The following is an 18,765-nucleotide window of genomic DNA, read 5'->3' as shown; positions in this document are numbered from 1 at the left end:
GCTCAGCCAAAATGAAAAGCCGTTTCACGTTGTGAAACGGCTTTTTGTTAGATGAGCTTAAACCCAATTTGTTCGTTGAATGGTGGCTACCACTAAAGTGTGATATGTTGCGCTCGTTTTTATCATTTTCGGGTTTGTTTATGACGACACCAAGTAGCGCAGCACCTAATCAACAAAATAGCGAGCAGCAAAATAATAAGGGGCTGTTTAATCGATTTTTAGCGACGGTAGAGTTTCTTGGGAACATGCTGCCGCATCCAATTACGTTATTTGCCATCTTCTGTATGGCGATTATTATCATTAGCGGTATTGCAGATTGGGCAGGGTTAAGTGTTATTGATCCTCGTCCTGAAGGGGCAAAAGGCCGAGCACCCGATGGTGTGATTGAAGTCGTCAGCCTGATGAGTGCCGAGGGTCTACAAAAGATCGTGACAGGGCTCGTAACCAACTTCACTGGTTTTGCACCGCTAGGCACTGTATTGGTGGCTATTTTAGGGGTGAGTGTTGCTGAACATTCCGGCCTATTATCGGCAGCAATGCGCGGTATGGTCATGGGCGCGCCAAAGCGTCTAGTAACGTTCATGGTGGTATTTGCAGCCATTTTATCTAACACCGCATCTGAACTCGGTTATGTGGTGCTTATTCCACTGGCGGCGATGATATTCCACAGTTTAGGTCGTCATCCACTAGCTGGTCTTGCGGCGGCATTCGCTGGCGTATCTGGTGGTTACAGCGCCAATTTATTACTGGGTACTATTGATCCGCTCCTTGCAGGTATTACAACGCCAGCAGCGCAAATGATCGATCCCACTTATGAAGTAGGGCCAGAAGCGAACTATTATTTTACATGCCTATGCACTTGGCTCAGGACGATTTTACAGGTACATGAACTATCGCCAAATTTAACAGTCGGTTAGGGATTTGTTTTTCAATAAATCGACGGTTGAACCGATAACAGAACTCATCTAGATATTCTTGTAGGTATTTTCCCGATACACCATGAAATGTACCCAACAAAAATGTTTTTAAATTGCCAATGGCGATATGTACCCATGGTAGCCATTCATCAACCAAATGGCTTGGTGTTACCCTCGCTTCATGGTCCTGTGCTTGGTCAATTATATTCAGAGCAGCCAATGCATCAGAACGAACTTTCTGACCTGGTTTTAAGTACTTCTTAACAAACTTATCAACGCTAAAATGGCAAATACTATCAACTACTTCCATGGCAATAAATCCTGCCTTTTTCTCTTTACTTTCACAGGCGATTAATACATTCTTTTTTCCTGCTGCACCACGACCTCGTTTCCCTTTTTGTCTACCTCCAACAAGTGCATCATCTAGCTCTATTGTTCCACTCAATTGATATAAACTATCTCTGTGACCCATAGCAATTCTAAGTTTTTTTAAAATTAGTCTCGCTGTTCGCCAATTGACTTCTATTAATTTGCTTAGTCTCAGTGCGGATATACTTCCCTTATCAGAGCCAAGAAAATAGATAGCCCAAAACCACTGGATTAAGGTGATTTTACTCCCATGAAAAAGTGTCCCTGCCGTGACTGATGTTTGCTTTTTACATTGCGTGCATTCGTATAAGTGGCGACTGGCAATTTTATAGTTATGAGCATTGCCGCAACGCGGGCAAATAAAGCCATTTTTCCATTTCATTTCTTGTAAATATTCTAAGCAATCATCTTCAGTACTAAACTGTTTTTGCCAAGCTAAAAAGCTTGCTTCTGGCATGTTCATGATTATGTCTACCTATACAGTGTGTTTATATACACAGTATAGTTCAATCCTGAGTTTTCTGCATAGGCATGTTATTTTATGGCTATTTCGGTAGTGCTTATTGCTGTGGTAGGGACGTGGGTAACAGAAAAAATTGTTGAGCCTCGTTTAGGTAAATATGACGACAATGAAGCAACAGAAGACTTATCGCAAAATAATATTGAGCGACTGACGGCTATTGAGAGAACAGGCTTAAAAGCCGCTGGTTTGACATTTTTATTAACCTGTATTGTACTGGCGTACACTATCGTACCTGAAGATGGTATTTTACGTCATCCAGAAACTGGTGCTGTTGCTGGTTCGCCATTCTTAAAAGGTATTGTTGCTTTTATCTTTGTAACCTTTGCTATTCCTGGTTTTGTGTATGGCCGCGTCGTTGGCACCATGAAAAACGACCGTGATGTCATTGATGCAATGTCCAAAAGCATTAGCTCGATGGGCATGTACGTGGTGCTGGTATTCTTTGCCGCGCAGTTTGTCGCGTTCTTTAAATGGACTAACCTAGGTACCATCTTGGCAGTTAAAGGGGCGGCACTGTTAACAGCGTTAAACCTCACTGGTCCAGAAGTATTTGTGCTCTTTATCTTTATGTGTGCATTAGTGAATTTAAGTCTTGGTTCGTCATCGGCACAATGGGCAATCACAGCGCCAATCTTCGTTCCTATGTTAATGCTGATTGGTTACGCGCCAGAAACGATTCAGGCGGCTTATCGTATTGGTGATTCGGTGACAAATTTAATAACTCCTATGATGAGTTATTTTGGGTTGATTTTGGCTGTTGCTACCAAATATAAGAAAGATATGGGAATAGGCACGCTAGTCGCAACCATGTTGCCATACTCGATGTTTTTCTTTGTCGGCTGGGTCGCGCTGTTCTACTTATGGGTATTCGTATTTGGTTTACCTGTGGGGCCAGAGTCGCCGATTTATTATAAGCCGTAGAATAACCAATTTTTTAGATAGCCCGATTAAAGCAATTTAATCGGGCTTTTTTGTCACTGCCCTGTTATTAATGTAGCCCTCAACAGACCCTAATAAAAACAGATCTCCGATACCTACAGGGTAAATACTAAAAGAATGCCAATTTAATATTAATTCAGAGCTTACTGTTGACGTGGGATAAGTTTATTGTATTTAGAAGAAATTAGTATACGTCATTAGATGCAACCATCATTGGCTTGTGAAAGATATATACCTAATTTTTCGCTACGGGCTGTGGATACTTTCAACTCTGTTACTTATTTTTTTGGTGAATATTTCATTACCGAGTTATGCCGGATTTTTGTATTAGTCAAAGTACATTTTTTTATCAATCGGATGTGCAATGCCGTGCTTTTAAAGCTGAAAAAATAGTTAATGATATTAAAAAAATTGCTGAGTTAACGGGTAGTACATATGGTCGAAGAAGAATGAATGTCGAGCTGAATAACCTAGGATATGCCATTGGAATATTTAAAACAGCGGCACTAATGAAAAAAGCTAAAGTGGTTGCTCTGTCGCCTAAAAAACAGCATTACTATCCAAATATTGGTGAAGAATGTCGCTATGCTCCCAACCTGCTTAAGCGTCAATTCAATCCTGAAACGCTTAATACCCATTGGGTTGGCGATATCACTTATATTAGAACAAATCAGGGCTGGAGCTACCTTGCGTGTGTATTAGACCTTGGCTCACGTGAGATTGTTGGTTGGGCTGTTTCTCAAAGCCCTGACGCTAAGTTAGCCAAAGCGGCGTTAGATGATGCGAATAAAAAACATAGACCCTATTTGAAAAATCTGATGTTTCATTCAGATCAAGGAGTGCAATATTCAGCTAATCTGTTTACGAGTCATTTAACTCAATTAAAAATAACTCAGAGTATGAGCCGACGAGGAAACTGTTGGGACAATGCCGTGATGGAACGATTTTTTAGAAGTTTAAAATCAGAGCGGCTGAACCACTTAATTTTTATAAATCATCAATCCCTGACACATTGTATCGAGAAATATATCAGGTTTTATAATTATAAGCGTTTGCACTCATCGAACGATTATTTAACACCAGTTCAAAAAGCAAATAAATTGAAAAAAGCGGCTTAATAACTCTCCAAAAAAACTTGACCACTATAGTGTTTGATGATGCCAAGCAAGAGTAGTATTTGACTTAGAATTTATTGTAAATTATATGTTAATGGGTAGTTAACACAATCTTAATAATATTGGAATGATAAGTTTCACTGGGAGTTAAAAATGAAGAAAGTTTTTGTAAAGAGTGTTATTGCACTAACATGCTGATATGGGTGCCATTGAATATAACAATGGCGAGAGTGATAGTTACATAGACGATAGTGGTTATTATACACAGTCGTCTAATGAACTTACAACTGGTTGGGGTTGGGGTATTGCATCAGTAAATGCGACAGAAAGAATAGATGTTAGGGGAACACGCGGTGGGCCGAGACCTGTTGTAATGGGCTGGGGTGGAGCAGGAAGTGATGAAACAGATCATGATCAATCAACTGACGACTACAGTGATGGTAATGACAATAATAATAAAAATAATGTAACTACTCAGCAGGGGGGAAAATATTTGGTAGTGCTCCGTTTAATAATAATGACAAAGCAGTAGACGCACTGACCCCTTGTTTTTTACAACTTGACAGGTAGCTTCTAAGGCCAAAAAACATGACGGAACCATGCTTGCTTCTAAAGCAGCCCGATATCTTTGAGGGCGTTCAACATTCTGTGTCAGGCTTAATTTTCTAAATATCAATGACGCTATCTAAACGTCCCTCAAAATATATCGCCAACTGAGAAACACACAAGCTCCAGTTATGGATTGGCATCGTCCATTTCTCAGAAGCATTCAATATGCCAGCATACAACAGCTTCAACAAGCTATTTTCGTTCGGGAATGCGCCTTTTGTCTTCGTTAACTTTCTAAACTGACGATGAACCGCCTCAACGGCGTTCGTGGTATATATCACCTTCCTGATGTGCTCAGGGTACTTAAAATAGTGAGATAGATTGTGCCACTTCCTGCGCCAGGAATTAATAACCAGCGGATATTTTTCGCCCCACTTCTCTTCTAGTTTATCGAGTGCTAATTCAGCTGCTTCCTTTGTGGGTGCACGATAGACAGGTTTTAAATCGGCCATAAAGGCTTTCTGATTTTTAGACGCGACGTACTTAAGTGAGTTTCGAATTTGATGAATGATACAAAGCTGTGTTTCTGTCTCAGGAAAGATAGCTGCTATGGCTTCAGGAAAGCCGGTTAGCCCATCTACGCAGGCAATAAGAATATCTTTAACACCGCGATTATTAAGGTCGGTCAGCACTGAAAGCCAATAATTAGCCCCTTCGTTTTCTGATAAATGCAACCCTAATATCTCTTTTTTACCCTGCATATTAAGTGCTAATAACGTGTAGACAGCTTTGCTGATGTAGCGACCGTTTTCTTTGACCTTATAATGAATAGCATCGAGCCAAACAATTGGGTAATGGCTATCTAATGGCCTTTGTTGCCATGCTTTAAGCTCAGGAATAAGCTTGTCAGTGACTGCGCTAATCGTTCCTGTGGCCACGTTAATACCGTACATCTCCTCTACATGTGCATTGATATCACGATAACTCATTCCCAAGCTAAACATCGAGAGTATTTTGCGATCGATTTCATCTGATAGTGAGGTTTGATTTTTCTTCACTAATTGAGGTTCAAATGTTCCATTGCGGTCTCGCGGAGTGTCGAGTTCAAAATTACCAGACGGGTGTTTGATGTTTTTACTTGTTCTGCCATTCTTTCTATTAGATTGATTATCGTTGGCTAAGTGGTGCTCTAGTTCGGCATTAAGAGCCGCTTCGGTTAATTGCTTAATCAAAGGGCCTAAGATGCCATCTTTACCAGTGAGGCTTTTACCAGCTTGCAAATCTGTTAATGCTTGCTCAAAATCAAAAGAGTTAGTCATGTGTCATTCCTGTTTTATTATATTCTACTGAAATGACACAGAATTATGAACACTCCCATATCTTTTGCTGAACTTTCACCATTCTCAAATCATTTTCACCCTGATTGTTCGTGAAAGGCACAATTTTATCCACCATAAATCTGAGTACATCATCTTCGTAACTCTGTAATCGCTCTAATAAATTGCGCGATTTTGATTTCTTAGGGCGTCCACGTTTCCCGACGATTATCGCTGGCGGAGGGCTTTCGTGTTCACCCTCTTTTAAAATATCTCGATATTGAAGGCGACTCATTAATTGTCTTTTGTCGCTAATCACTCCACCGCTATCTTCAACTTCCTGATTAAGCTCTATTAAAAAAATACGCATCGTTTCAGCCCAGCTCTTGCCATCCTGTTCGTATGCACGTGTGAGTTCTCGCAGATGATGAGCATTGCATAAAGCATGTTGACAATCATAACGATAGTACGGCTTCCAGTGATCATGACACATCACACCAGTGAAGTCGGGTAGTATTCCAATGGCATTGATGGCATCACAACCTCGTTTCTCATGAGCCGATAGATAGGTCCATTTTAATGATGATGCATTGTGTAACCATTGACGTTGACCGTTAATGTTAATGCCTGTTTCATCAGCATGAAGCACTGATTCATTCTTCAAACTTTCCTTGATGAATTCAAGCGCATTCGTCTCATCGAGATGACGGTAAGCTGTATTAATGAAGTTGTACAGACTGCCACTACTCAGTGGAATGTTAAGTTGGTCGGTAAAATATTCACGAATACGCTCGTAAGGGAGTAGCTGATATTGAGACAAGTAAACCGCGTGAGCCTTTAGCCCATTACCATATTGAATTCGACTATTAACCCCCGTTGGAAATGGAGCAACGAATCGCTTACCAAATTCGTTTTCAAGAATTTGGGCTTGGTATTGAGTTACGACGCGCTTAAACTCTATATCCACTACCTGACGGGTTTCCACCCCCATATCGGTATAACTTCCTGGTGGTAATAGCGTTCTATCAAGAACTATTTTATGGTTGATATCAGGTCGTTCATCAAGCGGTAAAGTTGTTCCTTTATGACCGAGTTGCCCACCCGATGCATTTGAACTATTAGCGTTAGGCTTCTTTTTCCGATTAGGATCTGATGATGGTGGTTTACTGCTATTTCGACTGTTAAGGCCTAACCGTTGGGACAATAAAGTGACGATAAGCAACAATAAATCGATAGCGGCACGTATTGATGGGGACAATGTTTTATCCGTCTCGATTTGCTTTTTTATGTTGTCGATATTTTTTTCAATATCGATGCCGCTTATTTTCATTGCTCAAACTACTGAATAGAGAGACCCATAGAATAACGGCTCAGAATGATCAAGCAAGTCGATCATTTTTTATTTTTCAATTAATTTAAAACACTAGCTTTGAAGTGCTGAGTAGTTACAAAATAATAAGAATACTTGCGGCAATGGCTATACTACCAAAGAAATAGCAGATGCAATGGTGAGTAGATTAATTTATCTTGATAGAGTAGACACTGACTATGCTACTCTTATTAATGTTGAGGGGGCCGCAATACTCGCCATTATTGGCTTGGGTTTTGGCGAAGGTGTGGGATTAGCCGCAAGCTTTGGGTACAAAATGCTAGCGGATTCGATACGGTCAGCTCAACACAAACAAGTAAATGAACGCCTGCTTAAAGAATATAAAGACGCTATGGCGACTTGCCCTTAAATGATAGGTGAGAAAGAGGTAATTAATATGTCAAAAATTTATAGCTTAATTCCCCAGAAAGATAATTTTCATGATTTTTACTTTGTGCGTTTTGTTGAAAATGTAACAGGGAAGTCTTTTCATGGCTCTATTCTCTTAGCAATTGTTTTTTTAGGTTTTAGTTTGTTAATAGGTGCTTTTGCTTTTTTGGTAGAAGCATTAGTTTCAGTTTTTATTTTGAACGAATCCGAAATAATCACTATCATCGTACATGCTAGCGCCTCATTTTTTAAATATTCTTTGAGTGCTTTTGGGAGCCTGTGGTTACTGTTTATATTATCTGGATGGAAGGAGAGATTTGTAAGTCGGTGGGGATACAATAAAAACATCGTATCCACGATCATTTTATGTATTATGATAATACCTTTTATTATTGCTTTGTTGGTTTTATACCATAACTTAACAAAAGATAACATGAATGTTACCACTGACCTTATAAACGATCCTAAAATAAATTTTGATAAGTCTGTTTCGCATACAAAACAAAGTGTTAAGTTAGAATACATCGACGAAATTAAAGAGTCATCTAATAATAATGATTTGAATAAGTATGCTAATTTTTCAGCAGAAGAGTTTGACGATTTTTTGGGTGAAAATAGTTTTACAGATGTAAGCGCGGTCTATACGTCTAAAATGATAGGTAAAGGGTTTGAAAGCATAAGCCTTTTTCCAGACGCTAAAAACACCGACTGGGACATGTTTTTACATGAATTAGAGGAAGTAAGTAGTAATTCGACTACTCAGGCAGACATTATGATTTTAAATGCGCTAATCAAAAGACCGCCTTTTACTGTTATTGAGGAAGTTTTGAAAAGAGGACATCAGCTTAATGGAAACCATGCTGGTTTTTTAGTAGAAACTTTTAATGTAGATGAACTCAAAGTGCTAGAAAATTATGGCGTTGATCTATCTTTAACCTCATCTGATGGAAGAAATGCTCTCGTTAGTTCCCTTTTGCACAATGAGGGGCCAGCTGTTTTCGAATATTTACTTAGCAAGGATGCCTTGGTTCTATCTGAAGACGTTGATGTATTAAAAGAGGTATTGATACTGTCTAGTAAATTAGGACGACCTACTAAATTCGCCCAAAAATTAATTGATAGGGGAGTAATAATATCAGATGAGGCAAAACATTGGATTGAACACGACTTAAAGAAAAATAACCCAAGGTATCATTTCTTAGTAAAGTCTCAACTAGATATATAAACAACAAATCAATCTTGGCAAAGTTTATCTATCTATTTATCCCTAAAAATTAGACAGTCAAGAATAATGTCAGCTAAGCATAAATTAGCAACAAGATACCAAATAGCAATAGAACTGAGGAACTTTGAAGGTACTTGATTAGTTTACAAGAACTGACATTTCTTATTGAAAAGTTGAGAGTTACCCGTTTTGATAAAGGTGCTGAACCTTTCACCAAAACAACAAAAGAGGTAACTTTCACACTAACAATCCAATCATTAATTACAACGTCGGTTCACTTAATTTAGAGCCATAACTTTGCAACGTAAACAGAATTTGCAAAGTTATGTGGGGCTCACGAGATACATTTTATCGTTATCAAGAGCTAGCTCATGAAGGTTGTTCGGGGCTTATTGATAGGGGATCAAGCTTAAATCGCGTTGAGGAAGAAACCAAAAAATAGTCATAGATTATGCCACCGAATTTCCAGCTCATGGGGAAGACTGAACTAGTGATGAATTACGTAAGAATTGTGTATTTGTCTCAGCCAACGGTGTGCGTTTAATTTGATTATGTCACAACTTAGAAAACTTCAAATGACGACTTAAAGCGCAAGAAGATAAAGTTGCGAACGTAGGCACCACTTTGACAGAATCTCAAGTCTAAACTGTTGGCGCTGTTCCAAAATACTGTTGTCACCCGTAAGCCGCGACTAATATTTGCTGTTTATCTAGCTTGGCGTTGCTTTCCCTGAACCACGCAAGATAATTAGATAAATACGTCGTTGCCACACCTTTCATTTTTCCGTTAATCCAGCCTTTAAAGTTAGCTGCGCCATTCACCGTTTGGATATGGTACACCTCATCTATTACTCTGATTTCACCGTTGATTAACCGCTTATGGTCACAATGTTTTTGTTTGGCAATTGCCACATAGGACCACGAACCATCGCTGCATAATACCGAGTGTTCAGTGATATTTTCAGCTGTCTTTCCGCACCTAAAAACTTAATAAAAAAACCTTGACGCAGATCGCCATATTTGATCTATTACTTATCTTTGGGTGATGGAAAAATAATGGCGTCATATTCAACAAAAGGTCTTGATCATTTAGGTTTGGTTGCTGGCATGAACAAAGAGCTTGGTATTGCCAAGATAATTGATCAGGCGCTCCCTGGGCAATGTGATGGCAAGCTTATCTCTTACGGTCAATTGGTTGAAGCCATGATTTTAAATGGGCTTGGCTTTGTTGGCCGTACCTTACATATGTACCCACAATACTTTAAAGAGCGTCCTGTTGAGCGCCTTATAGGTAAAGGGATAAAGGCTGAATATATCAATGACGATGCGCTAGGCCGTTGCCTTGATAAACTTTATGAAACGGGCGTGTCAGACATCTATCAAACGTTATCAGCGAGTGTTGTTAAACATTTAGGGCTACCATGCGAAGGCATTAATTTAGACTCGACCAGTATTCATGTTGATGGTAATTATGATCATGAAGAGGACTGTAAAGCAGTTAAACTCGTTAGAGGTTACAGTCGAGACCATCGTCCAGAGTTGAATCAGGTTGTACTTAACTTGATCACTGAAAACAAAGCAGGTATCCCCGTGTACATGCAAGCTGCCAGTGGCAATATTAACGACAATGAAGGTTTTAAACATATTGTTAAACACCACATTAGTAGCTTGAAAGCGGCGCAAGATAGCCAATATTTTATTGCCGATGCCGCCCTATATACCGCAGAAACAATTCAATCACTGGATGAACAAAAACAGTTATTTATCTCTCGCGCCCCGCAAAAGTTAAAGCAAGTAAAAGAAGCAATCGCCCGGAAAAACACACTAGATTTTAAAACACTTGATATGTAGTGGTACAGTGAATTTGGTCACTTAAATAGAGGTGTTATCATACGCCTCATCAACTTTAGGTGAATCAATGAATACTAGAACAAGACCAACTTATTCAGCAGAATTTAAACTCGAAACAGCTCAACTTGTTGTTGATGAAGGATACTCTGTCAGAGAAGCTTCCGAAGCCGTCGGAGTGAGTAAATCAGCCATTGATAAATGGGCACGACAATTAAAGAAAGAGCGAAACGGTATAGCAGACCAACCGACTGCATTAACACCTGAACAAATAAAAATTAAAGAACTCGAAAAACGCATAAAACGGATTGAATTAGAAAAAGAAATACTAAAAAAGGCTACAGCTCTCTTGATGTCAGACTCCCTAGACAATTTGAAATAGTCCAGGCGTTACAAGAGAGCTATGATGTAAAAACAGTCTGTGAAGTCTTTGATATTCATCGTAGTAGCTATGGTTACTGGCGTAAAAATTCAAAAAACGCCAGTCATAAGCACTTAAAAGCAGAATTAATGGTTCGCGCTATTTTCTCGGAAAGTGGCGAATCAGCAGGAGCCAGAAGCGTAGCTCAGATAGCAACGACTAGAGATATGCCATTAAGCCGCTACCGAGCAAACCGCATTATGAAAAAGCTTGGCCTAGTGAGTTGTCAGATACCTAAGCATGCTTATAAGCGAGGTGGAAATGAGCACGCAGCGATACCGAATCACTTAGACAGACAATTTGTTGTTAGCGAACCCAATCAAGTTTGGTGTGGAGATGTGACTTTTATATGGGCAGGTAATCGTTGGTGTTATTTAGCCGTTGTGATTGATTTGTTCGCCAGAAAACCTATTGGTTGGGCGATGTCTTACTCACCTGATACAGCGCTAACTAGCCAAGCATTAACAATGGCTTTTGAGTCACGAGGGAGACCAAAAGGCGTGATGTTTCATTCAGATCAAGGCTGTCATTATACGAGTAAGAAATATCGTCAATTACTTTGGCGATATCAAATCAAGCAAAGCATGAGCAGACGAGGAAACTGTTGGGATAACGCACCGATGGAAAGATTCTTTAGGAGTTTTAAAACAGAATGGATGCCCACTGTAGGTTATCAATCTTTAGTGCAAGCCAAGGCGGCAGTAGTGAATTATATTACAGGATATTATAGTAACGTCAGGCCTCATCAATATAATGGCGGTTTAACTCCAAATGAATCGGAACAGAGATACTGGAAAACTTACAAAACCGTGACCAAAATTAGTTGACCACTACAATAATGGCTACAGCGCAGCATGGCTTGAGTCTGACTATGGCGAAGTAAAACAGCGTTGGTTATTAATAGAAAGCGAGCAAGCGAAAAAACGGGAGCAACATACGCTAGATAAACGTATGAAAAAAGACTCAAACGAGGTGATAAAATCATTCAAAAAATTGAGTCGACAGCGTTTTTCTTGTCCATTAGATGCAGCTAAAACATTAAATACATGGTTAAAAGCCCATAATGAGATTGGTATTGATGGCGATAAAATCCTTAAGCATGCCATATTCAAACAAAGTGGTCGCCCTAAGCTAAACCAACAACCCGATAGCTATGAGTACCAAATAACAGGGCAATTGTATTGGTCACTAAAGAGTCGAGAACAACGATTGCAAGAAAAAGGCATATTTATGTTAGCGACCAATGATTTGAGTGAAGGGCTCACGATGGAGAAAATGCTCAGTCTTTACAAGTCTCAACAAAGTGTAGAAAAAGGGTTCAGGTTTTTAAAAAGCCCTGACTTTTTAACCTCATCACTTTATTTGAAAAAGCCAGAAAGAATAGAAGCGCTATTGATGGTAATGACATGCTGCTTAATGGTTTACGCGGCATTGGAGCATAAAATCAGAAGGGAGCTAAAGGCTCAGTCTGCCTATTTTCCCAACTTAAAATACAAACCATGCCAAAACCCAACCGCTCGTTGGGTATTCTTTTGCTTTCAGGGCATTCATGTCTTAACAATCAGTGGTGAGCAACAGCTAGTCTTAAATGTGGAAGAGAGGAACAGTATTATCATTAATTGCATGGGTAGTATCTATCAAAAAATTTATTCCTAAAAATACTGCGGAATGTCGGATTAAGTATGAGTTACGATATATTATTTCTAAAGAAGCTACCCCAAATGAGGTAGCTTTTTTACATGTTGTACTTTGTTAAAAGCTAATTAGTTAAACATTACAGTGATAAATTATCCAAAATATCATCATCGACATTGTTAGCTAAGGTTACTTTTAGCTTAGGCGTGCGCTCCATTTCGCGTTTAATAGCAAAGTTGGCTTCTTCGTTACGTGCCCAGCTGCGACGGGCGATACCGTTATTTACATCAAACAGTAACATTGATTTTAAGCGGCGCTCCGCATCACTTGAACCATCTAATAACATACCAAAACCGCCGTTGGTTACTTCGCCCCAGCCAACACCGCCGCCGTTGTGGATTGATACCCACGTTGCGCCGCGGAAGCTATCGCCAATCACGTTGTGAATGGCCATATCTGCGGTGAAACGACTGCCATCATAAATGTTTGATGTTTCGCGGAATGGAGAATCAGTGCCGCTCACATCGTGGTGATCACGACCTAATACCACAGGGCCAATTGCGCCGCTGTTGATCGCATCATTAAAGGCTGTAGCAATTTCCATACGACCTTGTGCATCGGCGTAAAGAATACGTGCTTGTGAGCCGACAACGAGTTTGTTTTGTTTGGCATCGTTGATCCACGTGATGTTATCTTGCATCTGCTGCTGAATTTCTTCAGGCGACTCAGCCATTATTTTTTCAAGAACGCTTGCGGCAATAGCATCGGTTTTGTCTAGGTCTTCTGGATTACCAGAGGTACACACCCAGCGGAATGGGCCAAAACCATAGTCGAAACACATTGGGCCTAGGATATCTTGCACGTAAGATGGGTATTTGAAATCGATACCATTGTCTGCCATGACATCGCCGCCAGCGCGTGATGCTTCTAGTAAGAACGCATTGCCGTAATCGAAGAAGTAAGTACCACGTGCGGTGTGTTTGTTAACAGCGTCGCTATGACGTTTTAATGTCGCTTGTACTTTTTCTTTAAAGACTTCTGGCTCTTCGCGAATTAAGCGATTTGATTCTTCATAGCTGATATCAACAGGGTAGTAGCCGCCTGACCAGGGGTTGTGCAATGATGTTTGGTCTGAACCCAAGTGAATGAAAATATCTTGCTCGAAAAAACTTTCCCACACGTTGACCACGTTGCCGATAAAGGCGATTGATACGACTTCTTCGTTAGCTTGTGCTTGTTTAACACGGGCAACTAAGTCGTCCATGTTGTCGATAAGCTCATCAACCCAACCTTGCTGGTGGCGTTTAGTGGCTGCATTCGCGTTGACCTCGGCACAAACCGTAATACAGTTAGCGATGTTACCGGCTTTTGGCTGTGCGCCACTCATGCCGCCAAGACCAGCAGTAAGGAAGATTTTTCCTTGTGGTTTTTCGTCTTTGTTTAATACTTTACGGAACGCATTCATGACCGTGATAGTCGTGCCGTGTACGATGCCTTGCGGACCAATGTACATGAACGAGCCAGCCGTCATTTGACCGTATTGTGTTACGCCTAATGCGTTGAATTTTTCCCAATCATCTGGTTGTGAATAGTTCGGGATCATCATGCCGTTGGTTACCACCACGCGTGGGGCATCAACTGATGATGGGAATAGTCCCATTGGATGGCCGGAATAAAGATGAAGCGTTTGGTCATTTTCCATTTCGCTTAAATACTTCATGGCTAAAATGTATTGGGCCCAGTTTTGGAACACTGCGCCATTACCACCGTAGGTAATTAGCTCTTCTGGATGTTGTGCAACAGCAGGATCTAGGTTGTTATCAACCATTAACATGATGGCAGCAGCTTGCTGACATTTAGCTGGGTAGTCGCTAATAGGGCGTGCTTTCATGTAATAGCTTGGCTTAAAGCGGTACATATAGATACGGCCGAAGTCGTTGAGTTCTTGAGCAAACTCAACGGCCAGCTCTTGGTGCCACTCTTTTGGGAAATAGCGAAGTGCATTGCGTACAGCAAGCTGTTTTTCTTCACTGCTTAGAATGTCTTTACGCTTTGGCGCGCGGTTAGCATCTAACGGATAAGGCTTAGCTGCTGGTAATTCACTTGGAATACCTTGTTTGATTTCTTGTTCAAATGTCATTATTAATTTCCTTATCTAACCGTAAACGCTTGTGTTCTAACCATTGTGATAATCGCATCAATATCTGGTTTTAGTAGTCTGTCTTCTTCAAGTTTCGCTACTTTTTCACGGATAATAGCGAAGTTTTTCTCGATAATATCTGAACACTTATTTGAACGTCTAAAGTCGATAGCTTGCGCGGCATACATCAATTCAATCGCGAGGATTTTTTCTAAGTTACCGAGAATTTGGTTAAATTGGCGGCTTGAAATACTGCCCATTGATACGTGATCTTCTTGACCCATTGACGTTGGAACGCTGTCTGCTGACGGTGGGAAACACAGTGACTTATTCTCAGTAACCAATGCTGCTGTCGCGTATTGTGGGATCATCATACCTGAGTTTAAACCACCTGATGACGTTAACAAACGCGGTAAACCGTGCAAGCCTTCAAGTAATAAGTAACAACGACGATCTGAAATATTACCAAGCTCTGACGCGGCAATCGATGCGTAATCAAGCACCATTGCAAGTGGTTGGCCGTGGAAGCTACCACCAGAAATGGCTTCTTCACTGCTGATAACGATTGGATTATCAGTCACAGAGTTCATTTCAATCTCAGCCAAATCTTTTAAATGATTGTAAGCATTGCGTGATGCGCCATGAACCTGTGGAATACAACGCAGTGAGTAGGGATCTTGAACGCGATCACAGTCAGTGTGTGAATTCATGTTTTCAGAGCCTGCAAAAAAGCTTCGCATACGTGCTGCTACTTCAACGTTACCAGGGAATGGGCGAGTGGCGTGAAGCTCTTCTCTAAATGGTGATTGACTCCCTTGCATGCCTTCAATGCTCATGGCACCAGTTATGTCAGCAAGATCGAGTAAGTAACGCATTTTCGTTAAGCCAGTGATAGCGTGCGATAAGATAAATTGCGTGCCGTTAATTAACGCTAAACCTTCTTTAGCGTGTAAATCCATTGGCGCTAAATTATGTTCTTTTAGTAACTGCGCCGCAGGAACAATGTCATTACCTTGCCAGAATTCGCCTTCACCTAATAGTGGTAAAAATAAGTGAGAAAGTGGCGCTAAATCGCCTGATGCGCCAACAGAGCCTTGCTCTGGAACCACTGGAATCAAATCAAGTTCGATGAATGCCAACATGCGTTCTACCGTTTCAAGACGGATGCCAGAGAAGCCTTGGCTTAGCGCGTGAACTTTAGTAATTAACATCAATTTAGAAATTGATTTAGCGATTGGCTCACCCACACCTACGGCGTGAGTTATCAATAAATTCTTTTGTAATAAATTGGTTTCTTCAGGGGTGATTTGGGTGTCACATAATGGACCAAAACCTGTATTGATACCATAGACAGCCTCATCTGACGCCGCCATTTGTTCTACACGGCCACGGCTGATGTTAATTTTTTCGATAGCTTGTTGGGTAAGCTGTGCTGTAACTTTGCCGCTGGCAATGTTGTTAACAACATCAAGATCTAAATGGTCGATACCATAGTTAAACGTCATAAAGTGCTCCTAAACGTTTGAACCCGAATAGTGCATACGGGTTAATAATTATTATTAAAGTAATGATTTATACCGCTATTCTAACTTGTTATCTTTGTTTTGTAGTTGCATAATAATCGATATTCATTCCGGTTTTATCGAACTAATGCTAATCATATAATGTAGGGTTTTAAAAGATGCGTGTTCATGATGTTGATTTACGGTTGCTAAGAATATTTGTCGCTATTGTAGAATGTGGTGGTTTATCAGCCGCAGAGTCTCGTTTAAATATCGGTCGCTCCACTATTAGCGCCCATCTTTCAGACTTAGAAGTGCGCTTAGATGTCAAACTTTGTAAGCGAGGTAGAAGTGGTTTTGAGTTGACGGAAACAGGGCGTGTTACCTATCAAGCCTCGCTTGAGTTACTGCAACAATGTGACGCGTTTGCAACCACAGTGGCCAGTGCGAAAAGTGAGCTTTCTGGCCGTGTCACTATTGCGATTATCGATACCATTGTTAACGATCCGCGCTGTGGTGTTGCACGTGCTATTTCGGCCTTAAAGGCCAAGGGTAATAATCTGCAATTTGATATCAATGTCTGTGAGGCGCGCGAAGTTGAAACTGCAGTGGCCAACGGTCGCTCTTTAGTTGGCTTAGGGGTGAGTCGTCATCAGTTACGGGGTTTAGATTATTTTCCACTGCATAACGAAACCAACTTTTTATATTGCGGGCAAGGGCATCCACTATTCGATTGTAAGCCAGCTCAAGTGGCTAAATTGCTCGAGAAAGCTGAAGTTATTACAAGCAATTATATGCGTGATAAAGAAGTGCGAAATGATGGCTTAAATTATCAAAATAGCGCCATGGCTTATCACGATGAGGGTATTGCACATTTGATTTTGTCGGGTGAATTTATCGGTTATTTACCTGAGCATTACGCCAGTTATTGGGTTGATAAGGGAATGTTTCAATCGATTTTACCTGATAAATATTCTTATCAAATCCCTGTGATGTTAATTTCATCCAAGAATAATGCGGTATCACCGCTGGCGAATGCCATTATTGAAGAGATAAAGCGTTGTCATTCATTGTGTGTTTAGTGCGGTAATTTAGATGGCGTTAAATGTGCGTTACTCACTAAGAGTGACGCACATATTCGACTAGTGCAACGCACCGCTAAAGGGTAAGCGACTACAAATGTCTGCTTCTGCAATTAAGATTTCCTCTAACCGAGTATCAACTTCGGCTTTATCGAAATATTCGTAGGCTAATTCAATGAATAAATCTTTGTGCTTGGCTTCTGACTTGGCAATGCTGTCGTAAAAATCTTTATCTTTTCCGGGTGGAAGTGCAACAGCGACCATTGAAAAACGCTCATAACCACGGGCCTCAATGACACCGGCGACAATTAAGCGATCAAGCATAAAGTGCTTGCCCCCACGGCGAAATAAGTTGCGTATTTCGGTGATGTATTGGTCACGTTTATCCTGACCTAAAATAACGCCGCGAGCGTTCATCAACTTTAGCACCTGTTTAAAGTGAATAAGTTCTTCAAGGGCTAAGTCAGTCATCGCACGAACGAGCTTGGCACGATCTGGATAATGGGAAAGCATAGACATCGCCATCCCTGATGCTTTCTTTTCAGCGGACGCATGATCTTGTAAAAAGTAATCAAAGTTTTCCATGACGGCGTCAGTCCACGCATCTGGGGTATTAAATTTTAATTCAAACATAGTTTATTCACATTCTTAATTTGGGCGGGATTTTACCTATCCTGCGCGCGTTTCGCAAAGTGTGATTGCGTTTAACTTAAATAATCGAGCTTATCGATGCGGCCACGGCGCGTAGATTCTATCTTGAATTCGCTGTCCACTTGTTTCCATGCCGTGACTTTGCCACCGATATTGACTCGTTCAAAATCATTAGATTCGCGGGGTGTTAAATCTACGAAGTCTAACAACCTTTGATAACTCATTGCGTGACTTACATCAATGCTTAACAAGTCGTCCGGTCTATCTCTAAAATGAGTTTTAATTGTCGCTAGATGACGATCGTAACAGCGGATCAAAAAGTCATCGTTATTAATGTTGTCAACGGTGAGAGGACTAAAAATATCGTGATAACAACGGCGTAAATAGGGGTTAAAACCGCCATCAGTGCGTTGTAGATTATGCAGCATTCGCTGTAGCAATTGACGAATCGATGGCACCCAAGCATTCATATCACGGGCGAGGTGAATAAATTTACTGTTTGGGTAGTGCTGATCAAGTACTTGATAATCACAGAAAATAGGTGTGTCTGCGATAACTTGTGCATCGTCAAAGGCTTTTTGAATATAGGCCGTGTGAGCCGTTGTAAAACCAAGTTCGACAAGTGCTTTGCAGACACTTGTTGTGGCGGTTCTTGGTAAGCCAATAATGAATATTTTATTAGTTATCACGGGCGTTCAGTGTTTAAAAAAATTAAAGGCGAATTATCGCAAATCAATATCGCTATTGATAGTCTGCGCTGTGATAACGGCCAAAT

13 protein-coding genes and 7 pseudogenes are annotated in these 18,765 nt (G+C 40.6%); 11 read left to right on the top strand and 9 right to left on the bottom strand.

The window, feature by feature from the left end; all coding sequences use genetic code 11:
• Positions 1–140: 140 nt before the first annotated feature.
• Positions 141–878: pseudogene (locus ACMAZF_RS11935) on the top strand (AbgT family transporter); the annotation flags it as partial.
• Here the strand turns inward: ACMAZF_RS11935 and ACMAZF_RS11930 are convergent.
• Positions 865–1,749: an IS1595 family transposase gene (locus ACMAZF_RS11930; RefSeq protein WP_435274041.1), complete on the bottom strand. Its 885-nt coding sequence runs from the start codon at positions 1,747–1,749 to the stop codon at positions 865–867. The pseudogene ACMAZF_RS11935 and the gene ACMAZF_RS11930 overlap by 14 nt on opposite strands.
• Before the next feature lie 72 nt (positions 1,750–1,821).
• Between ACMAZF_RS11930 and ACMAZF_RS11925 the strand changes: the two are divergent.
• The 3 genes and pseudogenes from ACMAZF_RS11925 to ACMAZF_RS11915 all read left to right on the top strand — a co-directional run.
• Positions 1,822–2,730 (top strand): annotated as a pseudogene (locus tag ACMAZF_RS11925) (AbgT family transporter); the annotation flags it as partial.
• 329 nt (positions 2,731–3,059) lie between these two features.
• Positions 3,060–3,866 (top strand): IS3 family transposase, encoded by an 807-nt coding sequence (locus ACMAZF_RS11920; RefSeq protein WP_435274040.1) that lies wholly within the window; start codon positions 3,060–3,062, stop codon positions 3,864–3,866.
• Positions 3,867–4,062: 196 nt separating this feature from the next.
• Entirely contained in the window at positions 4,063–4,395 is a 333-nt protein-coding gene (locus tag ACMAZF_RS11915) for a hypothetical protein (protein WP_435274039.1), read from the top strand.
• On the opposite strand, the pseudogene ACMAZF_RS11910 reads toward ACMAZF_RS11915, so the two are convergent.
• The 3 genes and pseudogenes from ACMAZF_RS11910 to tnpC all read right to left on the bottom strand — a co-directional run.
• Positions 4,334–4,492, bottom strand: a pseudogene (locus ACMAZF_RS11910) (IS66 family transposase); the annotation flags it as partial. The gene ACMAZF_RS11915 and the pseudogene ACMAZF_RS11910 overlap by 62 nt on opposite strands.
• 36 nt (positions 4,493–4,528) lie before the next feature.
• The gene (locus tag ACMAZF_RS11905) at positions 4,529–5,731 is read right to left on the bottom strand and encodes an IS256 family transposase (RefSeq protein ID WP_435273936.1); all 1,203 of its coding nucleotides are present in this window, start codon (positions 5,729–5,731) and stop codon (positions 4,529–4,531) included.
• Between the two features lie 43 nt (positions 5,732–5,774).
• Positions 5,775–7,058 (bottom strand): IS66 family transposase, encoded by a 1,284-nt coding sequence (tnpC, locus tag ACMAZF_RS11900; protein WP_435274038.1) that lies wholly within the window; start codon positions 7,056–7,058, stop codon positions 5,775–5,777.
• Between the two features lie 175 nt (positions 7,059–7,233).
• Between tnpC and ACMAZF_RS11895 the strand changes: the two genes are divergently transcribed.
• The 3 genes and pseudogenes from ACMAZF_RS11895 to ACMAZF_RS11885 form a co-directional block, all read left to right on the top strand.
• Complete coding sequence (locus ACMAZF_RS11895; protein WP_435274037.1) at positions 7,234–7,467, top strand: hypothetical protein; 234 nt, start codon at positions 7,234–7,236, stop codon at positions 7,465–7,467.
• Between the two features lie 27 nt (positions 7,468–7,494).
• Positions 7,495–8,712: a hypothetical protein gene (locus ACMAZF_RS11890; protein ID WP_435274036.1), complete on the top strand. Its 1,218-nt coding sequence runs from the start codon at positions 7,495–7,497 to the stop codon at positions 8,710–8,712.
• A gap of 253 nt (positions 8,713–8,965) precedes the next feature.
• Positions 8,966–9,354, top strand: a pseudogene (locus ACMAZF_RS11885) (IS481 family transposase); the annotation flags it as partial.
• A gap of 32 nt (positions 9,355–9,386) precedes the next feature.
• Here ACMAZF_RS11885 and ACMAZF_RS11880 read toward each other — a convergent pair.
• Positions 9,387–9,668 (bottom strand): annotated as a pseudogene (locus ACMAZF_RS11880) (IS1595 family transposase); the annotation flags it as partial.
• 99 nt (positions 9,669–9,767) lie between these two features.
• Between ACMAZF_RS11880 and ACMAZF_RS11875 the strand changes: the two are divergent.
• The 3 genes and pseudogenes from ACMAZF_RS11875 to ACMAZF_RS11865 all read left to right on the top strand — a co-directional run.
• Positions 9,768–10,553 (top strand): annotated as a pseudogene (locus tag ACMAZF_RS11875) (IS1634 family transposase); the annotation flags it as partial.
• Between the two features lie 76 nt (positions 10,554–10,629).
• A protein-coding gene (locus ACMAZF_RS11870; protein WP_435273982.1) for an IS3 family transposase occupies positions 10,630–11,807 on the top strand; the annotation gives its coding sequence in 2 pieces (ribosomal slippage) (positions 10,630–10,888 and positions 10,888–11,807; 1,179 coding nt in all).
• A pseudogene (locus ACMAZF_RS11865) lies at positions 11,800–12,636 on the top strand (IS1634 family transposase); the annotation flags it as partial. The gene ACMAZF_RS11870 and the pseudogene ACMAZF_RS11865, both read left to right, overlap by 8 nt.
• 118 nt (positions 12,637–12,754) lie before the next feature.
• Here the strand turns inward: ACMAZF_RS11865 and ACMAZF_RS11860 are convergent.
• Together ACMAZF_RS11860 and hutH are read right to left on the bottom strand one after the other, a co-directional pair.
• The gene (locus ACMAZF_RS11860; protein ID WP_435274035.1) at positions 12,755–14,755 is read right to left on the bottom strand and encodes a urocanate hydratase; all 2,001 of its coding nucleotides are present in this window, start codon (positions 14,753–14,755) and stop codon (positions 12,755–12,757) included.
• Positions 14,756–14,766: 11 nt separating this feature from the next.
• Positions 14,767–16,260, bottom strand: coding sequence for a histidine ammonia-lyase (gene hutH / locus ACMAZF_RS11855; RefSeq protein WP_435274034.1), 1,494 nt, complete (start codon positions 16,258–16,260; stop codon positions 14,767–14,769).
• 176 nt (positions 16,261–16,436) lie between these two features.
• Here hutH and ACMAZF_RS11850 point away from each other — a divergent pair, with 176 nt between their 5' ends.
• Positions 16,437–17,339, top strand: a complete 903-nt coding sequence (locus tag ACMAZF_RS11850; RefSeq protein WP_435274033.1) for a LysR family transcriptional regulator — start codon at positions 16,437–16,439, stop codon at positions 17,337–17,339.
• Positions 17,340–17,399: 60 nt separating this feature from the next.
• On the opposite strand, the gene ACMAZF_RS11845 is transcribed toward ACMAZF_RS11850, so the two are convergent.
• On the bottom strand, positions 17,400–17,972 hold the full coding sequence (locus ACMAZF_RS11845; RefSeq protein WP_435274032.1) for a tRNA-(ms[2]io[6]A)-hydroxylase: 573 nt from the start codon (positions 17,970–17,972) through the stop codon (positions 17,400–17,402).
• Between the two features lie 71 nt (positions 17,973–18,043).
• Positions 18,044–18,676, bottom strand: a complete 633-nt coding sequence (locus ACMAZF_RS11840; RefSeq protein WP_435277237.1) for a sulfotransferase family protein — start codon at positions 18,674–18,676, stop codon at positions 18,044–18,046.
• Positions 18,677–18,765: the final 89 nt, after the last annotated feature.

Origin of the sequence: Psychrobium sp. nBUS_13 (assembly GCF_051201665.1) — a bacterium.
Classification (GTDB): Bacteria; Pseudomonadota; Gammaproteobacteria; order Enterobacterales; family Psychrobiaceae; genus Psychrobium.
This window is presented reverse-complemented; position numbering and strand designations above follow the sequence as displayed.

Bases quoted from the DNA above. Each gene is read 5' to 3' on its own strand.
- ACMAZF_RS11930 (WP_435274041.1), bottom strand. From the start codon at position 1,749: ATGAACATGCCAGAAGCAAGCTTTTTAGCTTGGCAAAAACAGTTTAGT.
- ACMAZF_RS11920 (WP_435274040.1), top strand. From the start codon at position 3,060: ATGCCGGATTTTTGTATTAGTCAAAGTACATTTTTTTATCAATCGGAT.
- ACMAZF_RS11915 (WP_435274039.1), top strand. From the start codon at position 4,063: ATGGGTGCCATTGAATATAACAATGGCGAGAGTGATAGTTACATAGAC.
- ACMAZF_RS11905 (WP_435273936.1), bottom strand. From the start codon at position 5,731: ATGACTAACTCTTTTGATTTTGAGCAAGCATTAACAGATTTGCAAGCT.
- tnpC (WP_435274038.1), bottom strand. From the start codon at position 7,058: ATGAAAATAAGCGGCATCGATATTGAAAAAAATATCGACAACATAAAA.
- ACMAZF_RS11895 (WP_435274037.1), top strand. From the start codon at position 7,234: ATGGTGAGTAGATTAATTTATCTTGATAGAGTAGACACTGACTATGCT.
- ACMAZF_RS11890 (WP_435274036.1), top strand. From the start codon at position 7,495: ATGTCAAAAATTTATAGCTTAATTCCCCAGAAAGATAATTTTCATGAT.
- ACMAZF_RS11860 (WP_435274035.1), bottom strand. From the start codon at position 14,755: ATGACATTTGAACAAGAAATCAAACAAGGTATTCCAAGTGAATTACCA.
- hutH (WP_435274034.1), bottom strand. From the start codon at position 16,260: ATGACGTTTAACTATGGTATCGACCATTTAGATCTTGATGTTGTTAAC.
- ACMAZF_RS11850 (WP_435274033.1), top strand. From the start codon at position 16,437: ATGCGTGTTCATGATGTTGATTTACGGTTGCTAAGAATATTTGTCGCT.
- ACMAZF_RS11845 (WP_435274032.1), bottom strand. From the start codon at position 17,972: ATGTTTGAATTAAAATTTAATACCCCAGATGCGTGGACTGACGCCGTC.